The 16,024-nt window shown below is 70.5% G+C and carries 14 protein-coding genes; 9 read left to right on the top strand and 5 right to left on the bottom strand.

Annotated features, from left to right (window positions below; all coding sequences use genetic code 11):
* Positions 1-11: 11 nt before the first annotated feature.
* The 4 genes from IRY44_RS14450 to glgA all read right to left on the bottom strand — a co-directional run bounded on the left by IRY44_RS14450 (position 12) and on the right by glgA (position 3,968).
* Positions 12-1,241, bottom strand: coding sequence for an NADH:flavin oxidoreductase (locus IRY44_RS14450; protein WP_194800910.1), 1,230 nt, complete (start codon positions 1,239-1,241; stop codon positions 12-14).
* A complete protein-coding gene (locus tag IRY44_RS14455; RefSeq protein ID WP_194800911.1) occupies positions 1,238-1,855 on the bottom strand; it encodes a TetR/AcrR family transcriptional regulator in 618 nt (205 codons plus the stop codon). Before IRY44_RS14455 ends, IRY44_RS14450 begins: the two co-directional genes overlap by 4 nt.
* Before the next feature lie 75 nt (positions 1,856-1,930).
* Positions 1,931-2,659 (bottom strand): bifunctional 2-polyprenyl-6-hydroxyphenol methylase/3-demethylubiquinol 3-O-methyltransferase UbiG, encoded by a 729-nt coding sequence (locus IRY44_RS14460; RefSeq protein WP_194800912.1) that lies wholly within the window; start codon positions 2,657-2,659, stop codon positions 1,931-1,933.
* 115 nt (positions 2,660-2,774) lie between these two features.
* A complete protein-coding gene (gene glgA / locus IRY44_RS14465; protein ID WP_228532074.1) occupies positions 2,775-3,968 on the bottom strand; it encodes a glycogen synthase in 1,194 nt (397 codons plus the stop codon).
* Positions 3,969-4,061: 93 nt separating this feature from the next.
* Between glgA and glgC the strand changes: the two genes are divergently transcribed.
* From glgC to IRY44_RS14485, 4 genes are all read left to right on the top strand, one after another.
* The gene (glgC, locus tag IRY44_RS14470) at positions 4,062-5,294 is read left to right on the top strand and encodes a glucose-1-phosphate adenylyltransferase (protein WP_194800913.1); all 1,233 of its coding nucleotides are present in this window, start codon (positions 4,062-4,064) and stop codon (positions 5,292-5,294) included.
* A 35-nt stretch (positions 5,295-5,329) separates the two neighbouring features.
* Positions 5,330-6,973, top strand: a complete 1,644-nt coding sequence (gene pgm / locus IRY44_RS14475) for a phosphoglucomutase (alpha-D-glucose-1,6-bisphosphate-dependent) (RefSeq protein WP_194800914.1) — start codon at positions 5,330-5,332, stop codon at positions 6,971-6,973.
* A gap of 167 nt (positions 6,974-7,140) precedes the next feature.
* Positions 7,141-7,929 (top strand): GNAT family N-acetyltransferase, encoded by a 789-nt coding sequence (locus IRY44_RS14480; RefSeq protein ID WP_194800915.1) that lies wholly within the window; start codon positions 7,141-7,143, stop codon positions 7,927-7,929.
* On the top strand, positions 7,926-9,059 hold the full coding sequence (locus IRY44_RS14485) for a DegT/DnrJ/EryC1/StrS family aminotransferase (RefSeq protein WP_194800916.1): 1,134 nt from the start codon (positions 7,926-7,928) through the stop codon (positions 9,057-9,059). The genes IRY44_RS14480 and IRY44_RS14485 overlap by 4 nt, the downstream gene beginning before the upstream one ends.
* On the opposite strand, the gene IRY44_RS14490 is transcribed toward IRY44_RS14485, so the two are convergent.
* Complete coding sequence (locus IRY44_RS14490) at positions 8,950-9,879, bottom strand: NAD(+)/NADH kinase (RefSeq protein ID WP_194800917.1); 930 nt, start codon at positions 9,877-9,879, stop codon at positions 8,950-8,952. The two genes, IRY44_RS14485 and IRY44_RS14490, sit on opposite strands and share 110 nt — an antisense overlap.
* A 142-nt stretch (positions 9,880-10,021) precedes the next feature.
* Here IRY44_RS14490 and IRY44_RS14495 point away from each other — a divergent pair, with 142 nt between their 5' ends.
* The 5 genes from IRY44_RS14495 to IRY44_RS14515 all read left to right on the top strand — a co-directional run bounded on the left by IRY44_RS14495 (position 10,022) and on the right by IRY44_RS14515 (position 15,989).
* Positions 10,022-10,759 carry a sugar phosphate nucleotidyltransferase gene (locus IRY44_RS14495; protein WP_194800918.1) on the top strand — a complete coding sequence of 246 codons (738 nt, stop codon included), beginning with the start codon at positions 10,022-10,024 and terminating at the stop codon, positions 10,757-10,759.
* 38 nt (positions 10,760-10,797) lie between these two features.
* The gene (locus IRY44_RS14500; RefSeq protein WP_194800919.1) at positions 10,798-11,805 is read left to right on the top strand and encodes an SDR family NAD(P)-dependent oxidoreductase; all 1,008 of its coding nucleotides are present in this window, start codon (positions 10,798-10,800) and stop codon (positions 11,803-11,805) included.
* 36 nt (positions 11,806-11,841) lie between these two features.
* A complete protein-coding gene (locus tag IRY44_RS14505) occupies positions 11,842-13,185 on the top strand; it encodes an O-antigen ligase (protein ID WP_194800920.1) in 1,344 nt (447 codons plus the stop codon).
* Between the two features lie 50 nt (positions 13,186-13,235).
* Positions 13,236-14,510: an oligosaccharide flippase family protein gene (locus IRY44_RS14510; protein ID WP_194800921.1), complete on the top strand. Its 1,275-nt coding sequence runs from the start codon at positions 13,236-13,238 to the stop codon at positions 14,508-14,510.
* A gap of 129 nt (positions 14,511-14,639) precedes the next feature.
* Complete coding sequence (locus IRY44_RS14515) at positions 14,640-15,989, top strand: glycosyltransferase (protein WP_194800922.1); 1,350 nt, start codon at positions 14,640-14,642, stop codon at positions 15,987-15,989.
* The last annotated feature ends 35 nt before the right edge of the window (positions 15,990-16,024 follow it).

A 16,024-nucleotide genomic window follows, 5' to 3' on the forward strand; every position in this document is an offset into this window, starting at 1 on the left:
GGGACTCCTTGCTACGGGGCGACGACGGGCCGGGTGCCGGCGGCGACGAGCGCCGCCGTCCCCTCGGCGTCCAGGGGACAGTGGGTGCCGGTGAAGATGCTGGCGGCGCAGAGGTTGCAGTGGGTGCAGCGCGACCGGGTGGTGGCGTCGCGGCTGATCTTGCTGATCAGATCCGGCTCCCGGAGCAGGGCGCGGGCCATCGCGACGTACTCGAAGCCGTCGCTCATGGCCGTGCGCATCCCGTCGAGGTCGGTGATGCCGCCGAGCAGGATCAGCGGCATGGACAGCTCACGGCGGAACTGGAGCGCGAGGTCGCGGAAGTAGAGCGGCTGGTAGGGGTAGTCGTGGAACAGGAACCGGCCGAACATCTTCATGCCGAGCCGCAGCAGCGGCGGCTGGGGCGCGGCCATCGCCGCGAGCGGGATGTCGCCCCGGAACAGGAACATCGGGTTGAGCAGCGAGGACCCGCCGGTGAGTTCCAGGGCGTCCAGGTGCCCGTCGGCCTCCAGCGTCCGGGCGAACGGGATCGACTCGTCGAGGTCGAAACCGCCGCGTACGCCGTCGCTCATGTTCATCTTGGCGATGACGGCCACGTCGTCGCCGACTGCTTCCTTGACGGCGGCCAGGATCCGGCGCGGGAACTCGGCGCGGTTGGCCAGCGCACCGCCGAACTCGTCCCGGCGCCGGTTGAGCTTCGGCGACAGGAACGATCCGGCGAGGTAGGTGTGGCCCAGGTGCACCTCGACGGCGTCGAAGCCCACCTCGCGGGCCGCCGCGGCGGCGCTGCCGTGCGCGGCCACGACGCGGCGGATGTCGTCGTGCGTCGCGGCGCGGTCGAAGCCCATCGCCAGGGGGTTGAACCGCGCCGACGCGGCGAGCGAGGGCAGCCCGTTCGAGCGGGAGTTCGCCACCGGCCCGGCGTGCCCGATCTGGGCGCTGACCTTGGCGCCGGTGGCGTGCACCGCCTCGGTCAGTCGCCGCAGCCCGGGCAGCGCCTCGGGCCGCCAGTAGACCTGGCCCCGTTCGGTGCGTCCCTCGGGCGCGACGGCGAGGTAGGCGACAGTCGTCATGCCGACGCCGCCGCGGCCCACAGCGGTGTGGTAGTCGATCAGGCGGTCGGTGACCAGGGCGTCCGGGGTCGCCCCCTCGAAGGTGGCGGACTTGATGACCCGGTTGCGCAGGCGAACCGGACCGAGGGTGGCGGGGGCGAGCGGGTCGGGGATCGGGCGCGTGGTGGTCACGGGGCTTCCTCGGGTGTGGTGATGCGGATGTCCAGCAGACGCAGCAGGGCGTCGACGGCGTGGGAGGGCGAGCCGTCGGGGCCGCCGCGGGCCCAGTCGTACAGCGCGGCCTGGGCCGCCTCGCGGTACGCGGCGGCGACGGCGTGGCAGATCGCCCTTGGCGCTCCCGGTCGACGCCGGGCGATCTCCCGGGCGAGGGCCTCGGTCCAGGGCGCGTAGGCGCGGGCGGAGGCTTCCGCCAGTTCGGGTTCCTCGGCGACGACCCGCATCCAGTACCCGCCCGCGCTGAGCACGAGCGCGTCGTCGGAGACGGAGGCGACCACTGCGGCGCGCAGCGCGTCGGACAGCGGGACGTCGAGGGGCAGCGCGCGGAACGTCTCGGTCAGCCGCCGCGTGGCGGCGGGCACCCCCACCCAGGCGAGGGCGGCCTTGGACGGGAAGTGCCGCATCAGGGTGCGGGCGCTGATCCCGGTGGCCGCGGAGAGGTCGTCCCAGCCGGTGGCGCCGTAGCCGCGCTCCGACCAGAGCCGCAGGGCCGCGGTGCCGACCGCTTCGGGATCGAGCACCGTGGGCCGGCCGCGTCGGCGCCGCGCGGGCGGGTTGTCCGAGGCCATGCGGCAAGTGAAGCATTTTTGGCGGGAAGCGTCAATAATCGGTGACCGCCCTGCGACGTGACCCGCGCTCCGCCTCTAGCTCGTCCGCTGCGCGACGAACACGAACTCCCGATCGGGGCGATCAGGCGCCTGCCGCACGTCGAGCACCCGGTATCCGGCGGCGGTCAGGCTCGACTCGACCTCGTCGCGGTCGCGGAACCGCAGCGTCGAGTCCGACGTGACCACCGCCCCGTCGGACAGGAAGCGGTAGGTGAAGCGGAAGGACACGAACGGCAGGTCGATCGCGGTTACCCGAAAACGCCGTTCCACCCGCCCGACGCCCGGGGCGGATCGGATGACCGGGCCGGTGTCCGTCGCCCACTCCTCCCAGGCGCGATGGTCGGGACGCCGGGTCTCGAAGACGAGATGCCCCTCCGGCCGGAGCGCGGCATGGATGCTCCGGAGCGTCCGTCCCCAGTCGGCGTCGGTCAGGAAGACCTGCGCCACGTTCCCGGTCATCGTGGCCAGGTCGGCGTCGAGCGCGGGCAGCGCCGCGGCGTCGCCGTGGATCCAGTGGACCGCGCCGGCCCCGTCCTTGGCCCGCGCGACGTCGAGGGACGCCTCGGCCGGGTCGACGCCGACGACCGCGTGTCCGTGCCGGGCCAGCAGGACCGCCAGCGACCCCGTCCCGCAGCCCACGTCGAGCACCGTGCGCGCGCCCAGCTCCCCGGCGAGCGCGAGGTAGGCGGCCAGGTCGTCCCGGTCGGGGTCGAAGGCGTCGTAGACCGGCGCGAGACGCGGATGGGCGAAGATCGCATCGGGCATCGGGCGACCCTAACCCGGCTTGTGGCGCCCGCACGTCGTAGCGCCCGGCGAGGTGGGCCGCGCCCGTTGATAAGGGGCCCTTCCTCTACCGGAGGCGTTAACAGGGTGCCCCTCCTTACACCCCCACCGAGCGGTAGACGTCGAGCGTCTGGCGGGCGATCGCGTCCCAGGAGAAGTGCTCCACCGCCCGCCGCCGCCCCGCCGCCCCGAACGCGGCGATCCGCTCCGGGTCGGCCAGCAGCTCGTTCATGCGCGCGGCCAGGTCGGCCACGAACCGCTCCGGGTCCAGCGGGGTGCCGGAGCCGTCGCCGGCCTGCTCGATCGGCACCAGCAGCCCGGTCTTGCCGTCGGCGACCACCTCGGGGATGCCGCCGGTGGCGGTCGCCACCACGGCGGTCTCGCAGGCCATAGCCTCCAGGTTGACGATGCCCATCGGCTCGTAGACGGACGGGCAGGCGAAGACCGTGGCGTGGGTGAGGACCTGGATCACCTCGTGCTTGGGCAGCATCGCCGCCACCCAGATCACCCCGGACCGGGTGGCCCGCAGCTCCGCCACGAGGCCCTCCACCTCGGCCGCGATCTCCGGGGTGTCCGGCGCGCCGGCGAGCAGCACCAGCTGGGTGTCGGCGGGCAGTTCCCGGGCCGCCCGCAGCAGGTACGGCAGGCCCTTCTGCCGGGTGATCCGCCCGACGTAGACGACGCTCGGCCTCCCCGGGTCGATGCCGAGCCGGTCGAGCACGTCGGTGCCCGGGTCCGGGGCGTACTGCGCGGTGTCGATGCCGTTGTAGACCACGCGTACCCGGTCGGGGTTCACCGCCGGGTACGCGGTGAGCACGTCGCGCCGCATGCCCGCGCTCACCGCGATGATCGCGTCGGCCGCCTCGAACGCGGTCCGCTCGCACCAGGAGGAGAGCGCGTACCCGCCGCCGAGCTGCTCGGCCTTCCACGGCCGCAGCGGTTCCAGGCTGTGTGCGGTCACCACGTGCGGCACCCCGTGCAGCAGCTTTGCGGTGTGCCCGGCCAGGTTGGCGTACCAGGTGTGGCTGTGCACCACGTCGGTGCCGGCCGTCCCGGCGGCCATCTCCAGGTCGACGCCCATGACGCGCAGCGCGGCGTTGGCGCCGGCGAGCGCGGCCGGCTCGGCGTACGCGGTGACGCCCTTCTCGTCGCGCGGCGCGCCGAAGCAGTGCACCCGCACGTCGGCGAGCCGGCGCAGCTCACGGGCGAGGTATTCCACGTGCACCCCGGCACCGCCGTACACCTCCGGCGGGTACTCGCGGGTGAGCAGGTCGACGCGCATCGGTGCCATGCCCGCACCCTAGTGCAGAGCGCCACGTCGCACGCGGTGGCAAGTGTGGGCGTCCGAGTGGTGAAGTCGGTTCCGGGTCGTTAGCGTCTGAGCATGGCTGCCAAGGTGCTCGCGATCGTCCTGGCCGGCGGGGAGGGCAAGCGCCTGATGCCCCTGACGACCGACCGGGCGAAGCCCGCCGTCCCCTTCGGCGGGATGTACCGCATGGTCGACTTCGTCCTGTCCAACCTGGCGAACGCCGGCTTCCTCAAGATCGTCGTCCTGACCCAGTACAAGTCGCACTCCCTGGACCGCCACATCACCAAGACGTGGCGGATGTCGACGCTGCTCGGCAACTACGTCACGCCGGTGCCCGCGCAGCAGCGCCGCGGCCCGTGGTGGTTCGCCGGCTCGGCCGACGCGATCTACCAGAGCTTCAACCTGATCAACGACGAGCAACCCGACTACGTGATCGTCTTCGGCGCGGACCACATCTACCGGATGGATCCCCGGCAGATGGTCGAGGACCACATCGCCTCCGGCGCCGGGGTGACGGTGGCGGGCATCCGGCAGCCGCTGTCGACGGCCGACCAGTTCGGCGTGATCGAGGTCGGCGAGGACGGCAAGCGCATCCGCGCGTTCCGGGAGAAGCCCACCGACGCGGTCGGGCTGCCCGACGCGCCGGACGAGATCTACGCCTCGATGGGCAACTACGTGTTCACCACCCGGGCGCTGTGCGAGGCGGTCGAGCGCGACGCGGCGGACAAGACGAGCAAGCACGACATGGGCGGCAGCATCATCCCGATGCTCGTCGAGCGCGGCGAGGCCAACGTCTACGACTTCAAGGACAACGAGGTGCCCGGCAGCACCGACCGCGACCGCGGCTACTGGCGGGACGTGGGAACGCTCGACTCGTTCTACGACGCGCACATGGACCTGATCAACGTGCACCCGGTGTTCAACCTCTACAACTTCGAGTGGCCCATCTACACCGAGCAGCCGCCGTACCCGCCGGCCAAGTTCGTGCACGCCTGGGGCGAGCGCGTCGGCCGCGCGGTCAGCTCGATGGTCTCGCCCGGCTCGGTGATTTCCGGCTCGCTGGTGGAGAACTCGATCGTGGCGCCGAAGGTGAAGGTCCACTCGTGGGCGCACGTCGACGGGGCAGTGCTGATGGAGGGTGTCCAGATCGGCCGCCACGCGGTCGTCCGGCGCGCGATCCTGGACAAGAACGTCCACGTCCCGGAGGGCGCCGAGATCGGCGTCGACCTGGAGAAGGACCGCCAGCGCTACACCGTCTCCGACAACGGCATCGTCGTCATCGGCAAGGGCCAGCGCGTCGAGCCCTGAGCAATCCCCACCGCATCAACGAGGAGGATCCCGCAGTGGCCCACCCCCGTGCCGGCCAGCCCGCACAGCCCGCCGACCTGGTCGACGTGCCCCGGCTGGTCACCGCCTACTACGCCGAGCACCCGGACCCGGACGACCCGGCGCAGCAGGTCTCCTTCGGCACCTCCGGGCACCGCGGATCCAGCCTCCGCCACGCGTTCAACTCCGACCACATCCTCGCCGTCACCCAGGCGCTCTGCGACTACCGCCGCGAACAGGGCCTTTCCGGGCCGCTGTTCCTCGGCCGGGACACCCACGCGCTCTCCGCGCCCGCCGAGGCCGACGCGCTGGAGGTGCTCGCCGCCAACGACGTCACAGTGCTGCGCGACAGCCGCGACGGCTACACCCCGACGCCCGCCGTCTCGCACGCCATCCTCACCCACAACCGGGGGCGCACCAGCGGCCTCGCCGACGGCATCGTCATCACCCCGTCGCACAACCCGCCGTCCGACGGCGGGTTCAAGTACAACCCCACCCACGGCGGGCCCGCCGACACCGACGCCACCAAGTGGATCCAGGACCGCGCGAACGCCATCCTCGCCGCCGGGCTCAAGGAGGTGAAACGTATCCCGTACGCGCGGGCGCGCGCCGCCGCCACCACCGGGGAGTACGACTTCCTCGCCCGGTACGTCGACGACCTGCCCGCCGCGCTGGACATCGACGCGATCCGCGACGCCGGGGTGCGCATCGGCGCGGACCCGATGGGCGGGGCGAGCGTGGCGTACTGGGGCGAGATCGCCGAACGGCACCGCCTCGACCTCACCGTGATCAACCCGCTGGTGGACCCGACGTGGCGGTTCATGACGCTCGACGGCGACGGCAAGATCCGGATGGACTGCTCCTCGCCGAACGCGATGGCCTCGCTGATCGCCGCCCGGGACGACTACGCGGTCTCCACCGGCAACGACGCCGACGCCGACCGGCACGGCATCGTCACGCCCGACGGCGGCCTGATGAACCCCAACCACTACCTGGCCGTGGCGATCGGCCACCTGTTCCGTACCCGGGAGCAGTGGGGCCCGGCCGCGGCGGTGGGCAAGACGCTCGTCTCCTCCTCGATGATCGACCGGGTCGCGGCCGATCTCGGCCGCCCGCTGCTGGAGGTGCCGGTCGGGTTCAAGTGGTTCGTGCCCGGTCTGCTCGACGGCACCGTCGGCTTCGGCGGCGAGGAGAGCGCCGGCGCGTCGTTCCTGCGCCGCGACGGCGGCACCTGGACCACCGACAAGGACGGCATCCTGCTCTGCCTGCTCGCCGCCGAGATCATCGCCACCACCGGCCGTACGCCCAGCGAGCACTGGGCCGAGCTGGCCGACCGCTTCGGCGCGCCCGCGTACGCCCGGATCGATGCCCCGGCCGACCGGGCCCAGAAGGCCGTCCTGGGCAAGCTGTCGCCGGAGCAGGTCACCGCGACCGAGCTGGCCGGTGAGCCGATCACCGCGATCCTCACCACCGCGCCCGGCAACGGCGCCGCGATCGGCGGGCTCAAGGTGACCACCGAATCGGGCTGGTTCGCCGCCCGCCCGTCCGGCACCGAGGACGTCTACAAGATCTACGCCGAGTCGTTCCAGGGCCCGGAGCACCTGGCCCGGATCCAGGAGGAGGCCAAGGCGCTGGTCGACGGGGTGCTCGCCACCGCCTGACCGCTCGGGCGGCCGGCGTTCACCGGGCGGGTTTCTGCCTGAAATCCACCCTTGCGAGTGGTCTGCGTCCTATGGTGTGGGCCATGTCGGTCGTCCCGCGTCCTGCGCCTCTGTCGGATTCGATGTCGCCCGTATCCGGCACACATGCCACGGCTGCTCCACCCGACGTGCACGTCCGTCCGGCGGTGGTCGCCGACGCCGCCTGGCTGGCCTCGGTCAGCCAGGCGTCGTTCGTCCGTCACCTCCATGACTATCTGACTTCGGCCCAGCCCGGCGTCGGACGGTTCTGGGAGGTCGTGCTGGCGCATCCGGCATCTTTCCCCGGCCGTTGTTTCCTGGTGGCCGAGACCGACGGCGGCGAGCGGCTGGGCTTCGCGGACCTGACGCTCGTCGAGCCGGGACTCGCGCACCTCTCCTACATCTGCGTGGTCCGAGCCGCGCGTGGCCGGGGCGTCGCTCGCGCGCTGCTGCGGGCGTACCTCGTTCGCCATCCCGGCGTCCGGAGAATGCAGCTCGACGTCTTCGCGGACAATCCCCCCGCCCGGGCGTTGTATGACCGGCTCGGCTTCACCACCGAGTCCACGAGCACATGGTGGGTCACGGACGTCGCACCCGACCGATCCGCTCCGTTCGCCGGCGTACGGCTCGACGGTCTGCACGCCGCCCGTGCCTGGTTCGACACCTACGGATTCGGCGAACTCACGGCCGTCGTCGGTGACTCCGACGTACGGTTCGGTCGCCCGAGCGCCCGCGTGCTGCGCTGCTTCGACGTCGCGACCCTACGGCAGCCGGCGGTCGTCGCCGCCGTGCTGCGCGAGTTCCCCGAGATCGATCGTGTGCTGGTCATCGCGCCGGGTGACATCCCGCCACCCAGCGCCACCGGTGCCCTGCGCGCCGCCAACCGCTCGCTGAGGATGTCCACAACCGAGATCCGCACCCGACTGGAGCTGCCGTGACGAGGACGATCGCCAAGACCGCCGTCGACCCCGACGGCTTCCGCACTCCGAGCCTGTACTACGGCGCGGCCCGGGAGGGGATGCGGGACCTTCTCGCGCAGCCCGAGGTGTGGCGAGGCGAGCAACGCGACATCCTGTTGCCGTCATTCATCGGCTGGTCGGCGCACGAGGGCAGTGGCGTCTTCGACCCGGTGACCGATCTGGGTCTCGACCCCGGCTTCTACGATCTGACCCCGGACCTCGCGGTGGACCTGTCGTCGCTGGAGGCCCGGCTCGCCGAGCGCCGGTACGACGTGGTCGTGGTCATCCACTACTTCGGCCGTACCGAGCGTGCGGTCGGGCGAATCCGTACCCTGACCGATCGGCACGGGGCACTGCTGCTGGAGGACCTCGCGCACGCCTGGTTCACCCACGCGCTCGGTGGTCCGGCCGGGCGCACCGGGGAGGTGTCGCTCTACTCCCTGCACAAGATGCTGCCGATGCCGGGCGCGCGCGGCGGGATGGTGACCTACCGAAACCCCGATCGACTCACCGGCCAGCGCGAAACCGCGCCCGAGCTGGCGCGACACCTGCTCAACTACGACACGCTGGGCGTCGCCCGGCGACGTCGGCAGAATTTCCGCGCCCTCACCGGCTTGCTCGGCGCGTTGCCGGAACTCGGTGATGCCTTCGAGCTGATCTGGCCCGAGCTGGACGAGGACGACGTGCCGCAGACGTTGCCGGTGCGGATCCTCGGGGACGGACGCGAGAACCGTGACCACGTCTACGCCGAGATGAACCGCGAGGGCTACGGCATGGTCAGTCTCTACCACACGCTCATCGAGCACCTCCGCGACCACCCGACGACGGCGCGCCTCGCGCGGCACATCATCAACTTCCCGGTGCACCAGGACGTCGAGCCGGACGACTACCCCGAGCTGGTCGAGTGCTTCCGCCGGGCGTTGAACTCGGCTCCTGGCCAGGACCGCGCCGCTGCCGTGCCGTGGGCGGAGAGCGACGCCGGGGGACGCGGCGCCACCGTCACCGCGGCGGGGGCAGCTTCCGGCGGTCGAGTTGCTCCCGTAAGCCCTCCGGCAACAGCTCGCGCAACTGGTCGGGCAGCAACGGCAGGTCGAGCAGGCTCAGCTTGAGCTGGTTGCGCTCCTGGTAGCGGCGCGGATCGAGGCGGACGACGCGGCCGGCGTCGCGGACGTATCGGACGTGCACCGAGCCCTCCGTCGCCGCCTGACGGATCAGCAACCCGTCCATCTCCACCGCCACCGGCGCGGAATCCGGGCGTAGCTCCAGGTGCACGCTCTCGTGCGCGGAGAGCAGCACCGATCGGGAGATCCCGGCCATCGGTGCGGAGGGCGTCACCACCATCGCCTCGGTCGCGGGCGAGATCAACGGCCCACCGGCTGCGTAGCTGTACGCGGTGGAGCCGGTGGGCGTGCTCACCACCAGTGCGTCGCACCGGTAGTAGCCGTAGCGCTGACCGTCGACCGCTAAGGTCGCGGTGACGAAGCCCGCCCCGGGCTGCCGGACCAGGGCGATGTCGTTGAACGCCACCACGTCGTCGCCGCAGACGTCGCAGGCCAGGCAGGCGTGCGACTCGACGGTGAAATCGCGTGCCACCAGCCGCTCCAGTGCTCGCGGCAGGTCGGGCGGTTCCACCTCCACCAGGAAGCCCAGCCGTCCCAGGTGCACCCCGAGCACCGGCTTCGGATCGCGGACAGCCATCCGCAGCGCGCCCAGCATGGTGCCGTCGCCGCCGATGCTGATGAGCGCGTCGCAGTGAGCGGCGAGGTCACCGACGGGGACCGCTTCCACCGAGGCCGGCACCCGGTGCCGGTCCTCGCATCTCACGGCAAGGGTCTTGCTGTGCCGGGCCGCCCACCGCGCGATCGTCTCCACCACCTCGGAGACGTTCCGGGTCGGGTGCAGCACCAGCCCGAACACATAGCCCGCCACCCGTACAGCTCATCACACCGGAATGCGGACCGTCGGGGGTACGCGATGCGGAAGCAGATGATTCGGGTGTATGGGATTTTCCCGTACCCTGTCGGCCCTTTCGTCGTTGGACGCAGGTGGAGTGGGGACGAACGGAGGGTCGATGCATGCCGTGATCATGGCGGGTGGCGCTGGAGTGCGACTCCGTCCCTACACGTCGACCCTACCGAAGCCGCTCGTGCCGATCGGGGACAGCTACGCGATCCTTGAGATCGTGTTGCGTCAGCTCGCGGCCCGCGGGTTCACCCACGTGACGCTGGCGATCAACCACCTCGGGGCGCTGATACGGGCGTTCGTCGGCGACGGCTCGCGATTCGGGCTGACGGTCGACTACGTCGAGGAAGACCGGCCGCTGTCCACGATCGGCCCGCTCTTCGGCATCCGGGACCGGCTGCCCGAACACTTCCTCGTGATGAACGGCGACGTGCTCACCGATCTCGACTACGTCGACCTGCTGACCACGCATCAGCGGTCGGGGGCGCCACTGACGATTGCCACCTACCGGCGGACGGTCAAGATCGACTTTGGCGTCCTCGAGTTGGCCGGCGACAAGATCACCTCGTTCGCCGAGAAGCCGGTCCTCCACTACCGGGTGAGCATGGGCGTCTACGGCCTCTCCCGGAGCACCATCGCCCGCTATCAGGTCGGCCGGCCCTTCGGGTTCGACCAACTGGTCCTTGACCTCCTGGACCGGGGCGAGCCGCCGGCGAGCTACGAGTGCGACGGCTACTGGCTCGACATCGGTCGCCCGGAGGATTACGACGAAGCAAACCGTTGCTTCGCTGACGTTCGGGACATGCTGCTGCCCGCCGGTGCGCCGGTGACGGCCGGCACGAGTTGAGCCGACCGGGTGGCCGGCCGGCAACGAGGAGGAATGCCATGACCACGCACTCGTACGGCGACCCGGTGGTGGTGACCGGAGCCGGTGGCTTCATCGGATCCCACCTGGTTGAAGCACTCGTCGGCGCGGGTCACCGGGTGCGTGCCTTCGTGCACTACAACGGTGCCGGCACTCACGGCTGGCTGGACGCCCTTGGGGAGGACCAGAGAGCGGGCGTCGACGTGGTCGCCGGCGACATCCGCGACCGGGGGATGGTGCAGCGGCTCGTCGACGGCGCCTCCGTCGTCTACCACCTGGCCGCCCTGGGCGGTATCCCGTACTCCTACCTGGCACCGCAGTCTTATGTCGAGACGAACATCACCGGCACACTCAACGTGCTGGAGAGCGCCCGGACGGCCTCGGTCGGCCGTGTGGTGGTGACCTCCACGAGCGAGGTGTACGGGACGGCCACCACCGTGCCGATGACCGAGGAGCATCGGTTGCGCGGGCAGTCGCCGTACTCGGCGTCGAAGATCGGCGCTGACAAGCTCGCGGAGAGCTACCACCTCAGCTTCGGCCTCCCGGTCGTGACGCTTCGACCGTTCAACACGTACGGTCCACGGCAGTCGACCCGAGCCGTCATTCCCACCATCATCAGCCAGTTGGCGAAGGACGAGGGAAAGGTCCGGCTGGGCGCGCTCGGTACCACCCGCGACCTGCTCTACGTGACCGACACCGTCGCAGCCTTTCAAGCGGTCGGTACCGCTGCCGATGACGCCGTGGTGGGTGGGGTGTTCCAGGCAGCGACTGGTCGGGAGACGTCGATTGGTGATCTTGTCAGGAAAATTTCCGCCATCTTCGGCGTCCAGCCGGAGCTGATCGTCAGCGACTCCCGGTTGCGTCCGCCGGAATCCGAGGTGGAACGCCTGGTCGGCGATCCTGGTCTCCTGCGGGCGCGGACTGGTTGGCAACCGACCAAGGACATCGACGACGGGCTGAAGGCGACGGTCGAGTGGTTCCTCGATCCCGCCAATCTCGCCCGCTACCGCTCGGACCGGGCGGTGTGACCGGTCAGCAGGCGCTGCCCGAGAGGATCCGGTGTGATGGTGGCGTATGACCACGCCCGTTTGCCTGGTGCGTTCGGCCGATCTACCCGTGGATCGTTCGGCGCACCAGTGCGGAGCAAGGCACGGGAGGGCGGGCGGCTCTCGGCAGTGTTGCGGGCCGCAGCGGTGGTGATGCTGCTCAACTTCGACGTGTTCCCGCGCCTGATGGGCCGAAGCTTTCTGGTCGTAGCGGTGCTCCTGGCGGTGCCGCTGGCTCTGCACGAGATCCTTCGGGTGTCCTCTCGCGCCCGGGTGGTGGTCTTCTGGAGCTTATTGATCTTCGGCATCCTGGCGTCGCCGGGAATCCTCTCACCCCCGCAGACGGAGTACGGCCAACAGAAGCTCCTGCTTCTCGTGACCTTGACGATGGCAGCGGCGCTGGCAGTCGCGTTGCTGCGCGGCAGGCGCGACGTCGAGATGTTCGCCGCCCTGTTCGCGCTGTGCGGTCTGGTGCTCGCTGTCGCCGCAATGACCGGCGAATCGGAGGCCGGTCGGGCGAGCGGCTTCGGATCCAATCCGATCTGGCTGGGGCGGGCGATCGGTGGCGGAATTCTTGCCCTGACCTGGCTGTGCCTGCGCAAGCGCATCACGGCCACCTGGGCCGCCGGCCCGATGGTGCTGCTCTTCCTCGGCCTGTTCGCTACCGGCTCCCGAGGGCCCTTGCTGGCGACCGTCCTCGCTCTGTTCGTCCTCGTCCTCGCCGGGCTCCGGATGCGCAAGAGCCGTCGTGCGTGGGGCGCCCTCGCGCTGATGGGAACCCTGGCGATGGCCGTGGCCGCCATGCCCTCCTTGATTCCGACCCGGATGTATGAACTGGTGGTGGATCCGAGCGACGAACTGTTCGACAGCACCCGGGCGACGATGCGGGAGGTCACGCTGCCGATCATCGCCGAGCACCCCGGCGGAGTCGGGTACGGCAACTGGGGAATCCATGCCGGGATGGAAATCCACAAGTACCCGCACAACCTGTGGTTGGAGTTGCCGGCCGAGGCCGGCTGGCTGGTGGCCGGTGCGTTCGGCCTGGCAGTCCTGACCGTGGTCACCGGACTGTGGCGCGCTGCCCGGCGTGATCCCGCCGCCGGGTTCGTTCTCGCCCTGGTGGCGTTCTACGCGGTGGCGGTGTCGACATCCGGCGACATAAACGGGGACCGTCCACTCTTCGCCGCGCTGGCTCTCGGCGTGCTCGTCCTGTCCGGGGCCACGATGCCCAGGGTGTGGCGCCGGCCGCGGACAGGCCGGGCGGGAGTTGGCGGGCGTGGTATGCCACCACCTCCGTCGGTCCATCCGTGGCGCGGTGCCGGGCTCCCCGTACCGATCGGTCCGGCCAGGGGCGTCGAGTGAGATGGCGACCTTTACTGCGTCCTACGTTGTCGGACGGCCGACGGGGAGTGTTGAGCATCGCGGCCGGCTCTGCGGGAGGCCAACTACTCGCCTTGGCGGCCGTTCCGCTGCTGGCCCGGATCTACCGCCCGGCTGACTTCGGTCATCTCGCTGTCGTCACCGCGTTGGCGGTCACCCTCGGCACGGTGGCGGCGCTGCGGTTCGAGATGGCGATTCCGCTGCCGAAGCGGGAGAGTGACGCACAGGCGCTGGTGACCCTCGGCCTCGTCGCTGCCTGTGGGACCGGCTTTGTCGGGGCTGTTGCGGTCCTCGTGGCGGGTGGCGAGGTGGCATGGTGGTTCGGTCAGCCCGAGCTGGCGCCCTGGCTATGGGTGGTGCCGCCCTCCGCAGCGGCGTTGGGTGCGGTTCTCGTGCTCAACCAACTCGCCGTTCGGCACTTTCGGTACGCGACGATCGGCCGGCGCAACCTGTTCCAGTCCCTTGGCGTGGTGTTCACACAGATCACTGCCGGTGTCGCGGGCCTTCGGTCCGGCGGTCTGATACTCGGCTTCGGATTCGGCCAGGTGGTGGCCGCCGCAGTTCTGCTGCGGGACGCGCGTCGACGCGGCCAGGACGGGAAGGCCGACCACGAACCCCGGCGACTGCTGGCGGTGGCCCGGCGGTATCGCCGTTTCCCGCTGCTGATGGCACCGTCAGGCCTGCTCAACGTGCTCGGCACGCAGCTACCGGTCCTACTCGTCGCCTACTGGTACGGCAGCACGGTGGCGGGCTGGTTGGGTCTCACCCAGCGAGTGGTCGCGATGCCTGTCGCTCTGGTGGCATCCGCGGTCGCGCAGGTCTACCTGGCCGAGATCGCCCGGATCGCGCGGGAGCAGCCGGCGGCCGGCCGGCGCGTGTTCGTGAGGGCGAGCCGGAAGCTGGCCCTGGTGGCGGGCCCGAGCGCCCTTGCCGTCGTGGTCGCCGCGCCGATGCTGTTCTCGCTGGTCTTCGGTCCGCAATGGCGCAGCAGCGGCGGCTACGCCCAGGCCATGGCCGTCTTCATGGCAGCGCAACTCGTGGCGTCGCCGCTGTCGCAGACACTCATCGTGTTCGAACGCCAAGGGCTGCAACTTGCCTGGGACGCCGGGCGTCTCCTTCTCGTGGCGGGCACCGTCGCCGTCGTGGCGTCGGTTGGCGGATCACCGCTGACCGCCGTCTGGTCTTTCGGTATCGCCGGCGCGCTTTCGTACGGCGTCGGCTGGCTGATGTCGTTGCGAGTGGTCACCGCGGCAAGCCGGGTCGGTGGCGGGGCAGGCGCGGAGCGGCATCTGGTATCCCCGGGCTGAACACCAGTCTGCCTCTTCTTGAAGGTTCCGCGTTTCTTCGACCATTTCTACACGTTGATCCCTGTATCAACCGGGGAAGGAGTGTGCCCAGATGCAGGGTTCGTGCCGCCGATGGTGGGGGTGCCGGCAATGACGGACCACCAGCGGGATCCCGCGTCCACACCACGACTGCTTGTCGTCTCGTACCACCTTCCGTCGGCCGAGACGGTTGCCGCCAGTCGACCGGCTGCCCTTGCGGCCTTCGCTGACGAGCACGGATGGGACGTCCGGATCCTGACCGCCACAGGCGCGGACCGGGTCGGCGAATCGGCGCGGTTTCCGCGGGTTCGGGTGATCCACGCGCCACCATCGCCGCGGCTTCCGCGACTCGGCAGCGACCCGGACATGTCCTCCTCCGCCGGCGGGCCGGCGCGGCGAGTGTCGCGACTGACTTGGCTGAAAGCGGGCGTCAAAGGCTCAGTCCGGAGGGCCGGCCTGGAACTCCTCGTGCCCGATCCGCAGGTCAACTGGATTCGCCCGGCACTGCGGGCCTTCGGCCGAGCGGCTGGCGACTGGCGTCCCGATGTCGTCCTGGCGTCGGCGCCGCCATTCTCCGGGTTCTTGGTGGCGGCGGCGATCGCCCGCCGGCTGGGCGTACCGTGGGTGGCCGACTACCGGGATCTCTGGTCCGTCGGCAACGACTACTGGGTGCGTTCCTCGCTGCGCCGCGCGATCGATGAAAAGCTGGAACGCCGGGTGCTCCGATCGGTGACGAGGTGCGTCACCGTCTCGCAACCACTTGCGGAGACGCTCCGGAGTACGTTCGGTGTGGATGCCCGCGTCGTCATGAACGGGATCGACCGTCGGCCCGTGCTCTCCCGTTCCGTGGACGTTCGTCCGGTCTCCGGAGTGCGGGGTGAGGCGACACTGACCCTTGCGTACACCGGGCATCTATATGGGGGTAGGCGGGATCCGGGGCCTCTACTCGCCGCGATCGCCCTGCTCGGTGATGACGCCGCTCGGGTGCATGTCGTCTTCGCCGGTGAGGACGACGGCATCGTTCGTGCTGCGGCCGAGCGTGCAGGCGTTGCTGACTGCGTCACCGTCCTCGGCTATGTCACCCCGGAGAAGTCATGGCAGATCCAGGCAGACGCGGACGTTCTGGTTCAGCTCATGTGGAATGACCCCCGGGATGCCGGAACGGTCACCGGCAAGATGTTCGACTATTTCCAGGCGCGGCGTCCGATCCTCCTGCTGGGCTATGAGCACGGGGTGGCGGCGAATCTGGTGCGGGAGCGAGGCGTGGGAGTCGTCCACAACGAGCCAGCTGCGATCGCCGCTCAGCTGCGGGAGTGGCTCGGGGTGAAGCAGCAGGCCGGTGCGGTACCACCCGTTCCGCCCGGTGCGCTGGACGGCCTCTTTCGCGAGGATCAGTTCGGGCCATACCTTCAGCTCCTCCGCGAGGCTGCTGACGGACCAGCCCGCACCGGCCGCGGATAGATCTCATGGCACGCTCCCCGCGCCGTCGTGTGCGG

Source organism: Micromonospora sp. ANENR4, assembly GCF_015354395.1.
GTDB lineage: Bacteria > Actinomycetota > Actinomycetes > Mycobacteriales > Micromonosporaceae > Micromonospora > Micromonospora aurantiaca.